This is a genomic window from Streptomyces sp. MBT53 (assembly GCF_016654115.1).
Taxonomy (GTDB): Bacteria; Actinomycetota; Actinomycetes; order Streptomycetales; family Streptomycetaceae; genus Streptomyces.
Map to the genome: position 1 here is coordinate 1 of NZ_JAEQAZ010000343.1, position 5025 is coordinate 5025.

5 protein-coding genes are annotated in these 5025 nt (G+C 68.9%); 1 reads left to right on the plus strand and 4 read right to left on the minus strand.

What is annotated here, in order from left to right; genetic code table 11:
- Positions 1 to 685 (minus strand): ABC transporter permease (locus tag JHN45_RS50335; RefSeq protein WP_201056170.1); only part of this gene is annotated, 685 nt, incomplete at its 3' end.
- Positions 685 to 1704 (minus strand): sugar ABC transporter substrate-binding protein, encoded by a 1020-nt coding sequence (locus tag JHN45_RS50340; protein ID WP_201056172.1) that lies wholly within the window; start codon positions 1702 to 1704, stop codon positions 685 to 687. The genes JHN45_RS50335 and JHN45_RS50340, both read right to left, overlap by 1 nt.
- Positions 1705 to 2084: 380 nt before the next feature.
- Between JHN45_RS50340 and JHN45_RS50345 the strand changes: the two genes are divergently transcribed.
- The gene (locus JHN45_RS50345) at positions 2085 to 3053 is read left to right on the plus strand and encodes a LacI family DNA-binding transcriptional regulator (protein ID WP_307783440.1); all 969 of its coding nucleotides are present in this window, start codon (positions 2085 to 2087) and stop codon (positions 3051 to 3053) included.
- A 150-nt stretch (positions 3054 to 3203) separates the two neighbouring features.
- On the opposite strand, the gene JHN45_RS50350 is transcribed toward JHN45_RS50345, so the two are convergent.
- Positions 3204 to 3791 (minus strand): TetR/AcrR family transcriptional regulator, encoded by a 588-nt coding sequence (locus tag JHN45_RS50350; RefSeq protein ID WP_200710055.1) that lies wholly within the window; start codon positions 3789 to 3791, stop codon positions 3204 to 3206.
- A 32-nt stretch (positions 3792 to 3823) separates the two neighbouring features.
- Positions 3824 to 4999 carry a pyridoxal phosphate-dependent aminotransferase gene (locus JHN45_RS50355; protein ID WP_201056174.1) on the minus strand — a complete coding sequence of 392 codons (1176 nt, stop codon included), beginning with the start codon at positions 4997 to 4999 and terminating at the stop codon, positions 3824 to 3826.
- Positions 5000 to 5025 lie beyond the last annotated feature (26 nt).

Here is a 5025-nt window from a genome sequence, read left to right on the forward strand (position 1 = left end):
AGTTGCCGTACTTCGTGCGCAGCAGCACCCAGGTCGCGATCGCCGCGAACACCAGCCACCACACGATGGTGATCTTCACCTGCACGTCGCCGATCTGGAACGACGACGCGAAGACCTTCTTGGCCTGGGAGAAACCGTCCATGGTGCTGATGTCGTCGGTCGCGACATTCCCCGTCACCAGTTTCGTGACGGCGAGGTTGACGCCCTGGAGGATCAGGAAGCTGCCCAGGGTGACCAGGAAGCTCGGCAGCCCGGTCTTGACGACCATCCAGCCGTTGAGGAAGCCGATCCCCAGCGACACCAGCAGCGCGACGATCACACCGACCCACACGTTCATGGTGAGTTGGTAGCTGAGCATGCTCGCGGTCAGCGCGGAGGTGATGACCGCGACGCCGGCGGAGAGGTCGAACTCGCCGCCGATCATCAGCAGTGCCACCGGCAGCGCCATGATCCCGATGGTCGACGAACTGTAGAGAATGTTCGCCATCGAGCCCCCATCCCGCACGGGAGGGGCCGTGATCAGGAAGAACACGAACACGGCGGCGGCACCGAGAAAGACGCCTATCTCGGGACGCGCCAACAGCCGTATCGCCAAGGGTCGTTCGGCGGTCCGGCCGTCGGTCTCCTTCGGGCCGGGGGTCGGCGGTGAGGTCACCGCCGGCTCGGCCTGGTGGGTCGTACTCATCACCGGGTGCCCTTCGCGGCGAACTTCGCGACCGCGTCGACGTTCGTCTTGTCGACGAAGGCCGGGCCGGTCAGTACGGGCTGCTCACCGCCGCCGCTGTAGTTGCCGTTCGTCTTGTAGAGCCACAGGGAGTCGACCGCCAAGTAGCCCTGGAGGTACGGCTGCTGGTCGACGGCGAACTGGATGCTGCCCTTCTCGATCGCGGAGATGAGGCTCGCATTGAGGTCGAAGGTGGCGACCTTCGCCTTGCTGCCCGCGTCGGACAGCGACTGCACGGCCGTCAGCGCGAAGGGCGCGCCGAGGGTGACCACATCGTCGATGGACTTGTCCTGGGTGAGCTTGGCCGTGATCGTCGACTTCACCGACGGCATGTCCGTGCCGTTGACGTAGAGGATGTCGGTCTTGCCGCTGAAGGTCTTCTTCACGCCCGCGCAGCGCTGTTCGAGGTTGACGTCACCCTGGGCCTGGATCACGCACAACGCGTGCTTGGCACCCGTGGAGTTGAGCTTGGTGCCGAGCGCCTGCCCGGAGACTGCCTCGTCCTGTCCGAAGAACGACAGCAGGCCCTGCTTCTTCCAGTCGCTCAGCCCGGCGTTGAAGCCCACGACCGGGATGCCGGCCTGTTCGGCCTTGGCGACGACGTCCTTCATGGCGTCGGGCTTGGCCAGCGTCACGGCGATGCCGTCGACCTTCTGGTCGATCGCGTTCTGCACCAGGTTGGCCTGGTCGGCGGCGGTCTCGTCGTTCGAGTAGATCAGCTTGACGTTGTCCTTGGCCGCGGCGGCCTCGGCACCCTTGCGGATGGTGTCCCAGAAAGTGTCGCCGGACGGCGCGTGGGTGACCATCGCGATCGTCATACGGGGAGTGGTGGCCTTGCCCACCGATGTGCCGGCGGCGGACTCCTCGGACTTCTTGCCGCCGGAGCTGCTGGAGCAGCCCGCGAGGGCGAGGGCGGCCACGGTGGCGGCGGCCACGACGGGGAGGACTCTGCGGGAGCGGGGAAGGGATGTACGGCTCATGGTTCGTGCACCTCGCTGTGCGCCTGAAAGAGGTAGCAGGGCGGCGGGGCCGCGCCTGCCTGATGGGCCGGGTTCGGAGTGGATGATCGGAAAGCTCGTCCGGAGCCGTGGCGGTCGGATGTGCCGACCGCGACCGCTTGGTCCGCCTTGTGGGCGGCCTCGACGGTGAGCTGATGTTCCGACGGGTGCCGGCGAAACGCTGAGAACCTTCGTTGGAACATCAGGACAATTTAAAGCGCTTTAATTCCTGGTACTATCGACTCGTTTCGAGAGCGTGTCAAGGGCGTTGCGTGAGAAGATTGCGGCCGGGAGGCACAGTGGAGGACGTCGGGGCGGAAGGTCGCCGTGCAGCCGCGAAGAAGCGCCCACGACTGGAGGACGTGGCGGCACGCGTAGGTGTGTCCACCGCGTCCGTCTCCCTCGTGCTGCGGGGTGTGGCGGGCCCCAGCGAACGCACTCGGCAGCGTGTTCTGAAGGCCGCCGCCGACCTCGGCTACCAGGTGGACCGCACGGCCAGCCTGCTGGCCAGCAGGCGCACAAGGATGCTCGGCGTCATGGTCGACATCCACAGCCCCTTCCACGCGGACCTGGTCGAGCACCTCCACTCGGCCGCCGAGGAGGTCGGCTACGACCTCGTCCTGAGCACCCAGACCCGCACGCGGGACGAGCGCACCGCCGTGGAGACACTGCTGGCCTTCCGCAGCGAGGCACTGATCCTGCTCGGCCCGACCGCCCCCGTGGACACGCTCGCCGCGCTCGACGGCAAGGCCCCCGTCATCGTCGTCGGCCGTCGTATCGAGGACGGGGAGTTGGACGTGGTGCGCACCGCGGACGACGACGGCGTGGGGCAGATAGTCGACCGACTGGTGGCGCTCGGGCACCGCGAGATCACGTACGTCGACGGCGGCAAGGGCGTGATCGCCACCGACCGGCGCCGCGGATACCGAACCGCCATGCGGCGCCACGGACTGGACGCCCACATCAGTGTGCTGCGCGGCGACAACACCGAAGCGGCCGGCGAGCGCGCGGCCCGCCACCTCCTCGACGCGGGCGAACTGCCCACCGCAGTAGTCGCGTTCAACGACCAGAGCGCCATCGGCGTCCTGGCCGGACTCGCCCGCGCGGGCGTCTCCGTCCCCGGCGAGGTGTCCGTCGCGGGATACGACGACGACAGACTCTCCCGGCTCAGCTGCTTCGACCTGACCACGGTCAGCCAGGGGGCGGAGGAGCAGGCGCGCTACGCGGTGGCCGCCGCCGTGGAACGCCTCGACCAGGGCCGCACCGAGCCCCGAGAGGTCGTCCTCGCTCCGCACCTCGTCGTCCGCCGGACCATGGGCAAGGCACGCTGACGGGCGCGCGCGGAGTCGTGCGGATCTACCAGGTCATGTCCAGGTGGCGCGAGCGCGGGTAGGGAAGATGCGTCACGGCCCTGTCGCGGGTGACGGGCGACACCGGGCGAGTCTCCTTGCCGGTCCCCGCACTGCGCGAAGGGCCGGACCTCAGTCGTACCTCCGGTCGGGTGCCGTGGACCAGCCGATGAGGGCGCCGCGCAGCGCGGCCACGAGGCGCGAGGCCGCCTCGTCCTCGGTGCGTCCGCTCTTGATGAGGTCGAGGATGTCGCGGGGGTCGAACAGGGCGTTCCACAGGTACAGGGCCTCGTCGCCGAGGTCGCCGAGGCCGAGGTCCTCGGTGGTCTGGCGGAGAGGTTCGGTGAGTGCTTCGGCCTGGGGGGTGAGATAGCCGGTGTTCTCGCGCAGCCGCTCCAGGTAGCCGCGGTGCGAGCGCATCTGCGCCATGGCGCCGCCGTGTTCGAGGACGAGGGACACCCAGTGGCGGGAGACCGCTTCGAGGCGTTGCATGCCGCGGGTGGTCTGCTGCGCGCTGAAGTCCCTTAGCTCGGTGCCGACTTGGGCGCGGAACGCGTGCAGGATGTCCTCGACGGAGGAGAAGTGCCGGTAAGCGGTCGCGGCGGAGACCTCGGCGCGCTTGGCGATCTCGGTCAGGCTGACCGGAGTCGGCGAGTTCTCGAACAACTCGGCGGCGGCCTTGATGAGTTGCCTGCGGTTGCGCTGGGTGTCACTGCGCATGGGTCGACTCCCCGGTTGCGTGGCGGCCGTGTTCACCGGAGGGCCGAGAGGCCGTGGGCCAGACGTCGGACGCCCTCGGTGATGGACTCCGCGTCGGCAGCGTACGACAGCCGCAGGTGGCCTTCGCCCCGGGCACCGAACTCGCTGCCGGGCCGGACGGCAACTCCGTAGGCGGAGCTCAGTGTCGCCACGAGTTCGGCCGACGGGAGATCGAGGTCGTAGCGGGGGAACTGGTAGAACGCGCCCTCCGGGGTGCTGAGTTCGAGCCCGGGGACCTTGGCGAGCTCCGTCCGCATGAGTTCGCCGCGTCGTTCGTATTCCGCTCGCATCCGTGCGATGTCGTTGTCACAGGTCCGTACCGCGACGAGCGCGGCGTCCTGGACGACCGTGTTCACCGAGCCGTTGAAGGTGTTGTGGACGCGTGCGGCGGCCTGGATCAGGGGCGGCGGGCCCCAGAGGTGGCCGACGCGCCAGCCGGTCATCGCGTAGCTCTTGGAGAAGGTCTGGCAGTAGACCGTACGGTCGCGCAGGCCGTCGAGGGACACCGCGGAGGTGAAGGGGCGGCCGGTGAAGTCGAGGTCGGCATACGCCTCGTCGGAGATGACCAACGTCGGTGTGCCGTCGAGCAGTTCGGCGAGGGTCTCCAACTCGGCCCGGCTGTGCACGATTCCGGTCGGGTTGCTCGGGTTGCAGAAGACGAAGAGCTTCGCTCCGGCGAGGGCGTCGGCCAGAAGGCCGAGGTCCCAGTGCAGGTCGGGAGCGAGCGGGACGGGAACGACGACTCCGCCGGCCATGCTGACGAGGTCGGCGTAGAGGGAGTAGGTGGGGTCGGGGATGACGACCTTGTCGCCGGGGTCGACGAGGGAGAGGATCGACGCGGCGAGCCCGGCGGTGCCGCCCTGGGTGATCAGGATGTCGGCGGCGGAGACCGGCGCTCCGGCGATGCCGGTGAGCTTGTCGGCGAGCGCTTCGCGCAGGGCCGGTTCGCCCAGGAGCGGTGAGTAGTGGGTACGGCCGCTGTGCAGCGCGGCGAGGGCGGCCTCGGTGACCTGCTCGGGGGTGTCGAAGTCGGGTTCGCCCATGGCGAGGGAGACCAAGTCGCCCCCGGACTGCGGCTGTTGGGTCCGGCGGGAGGCGGCGGCGATCCGGGCGACGGCCGCGGCGGGCGCGAACGAGGACAGCGGGTCGGCGGTGACGGTGGAGGTCATGCGGTTCCCTAAGAATGTTGGCGGTC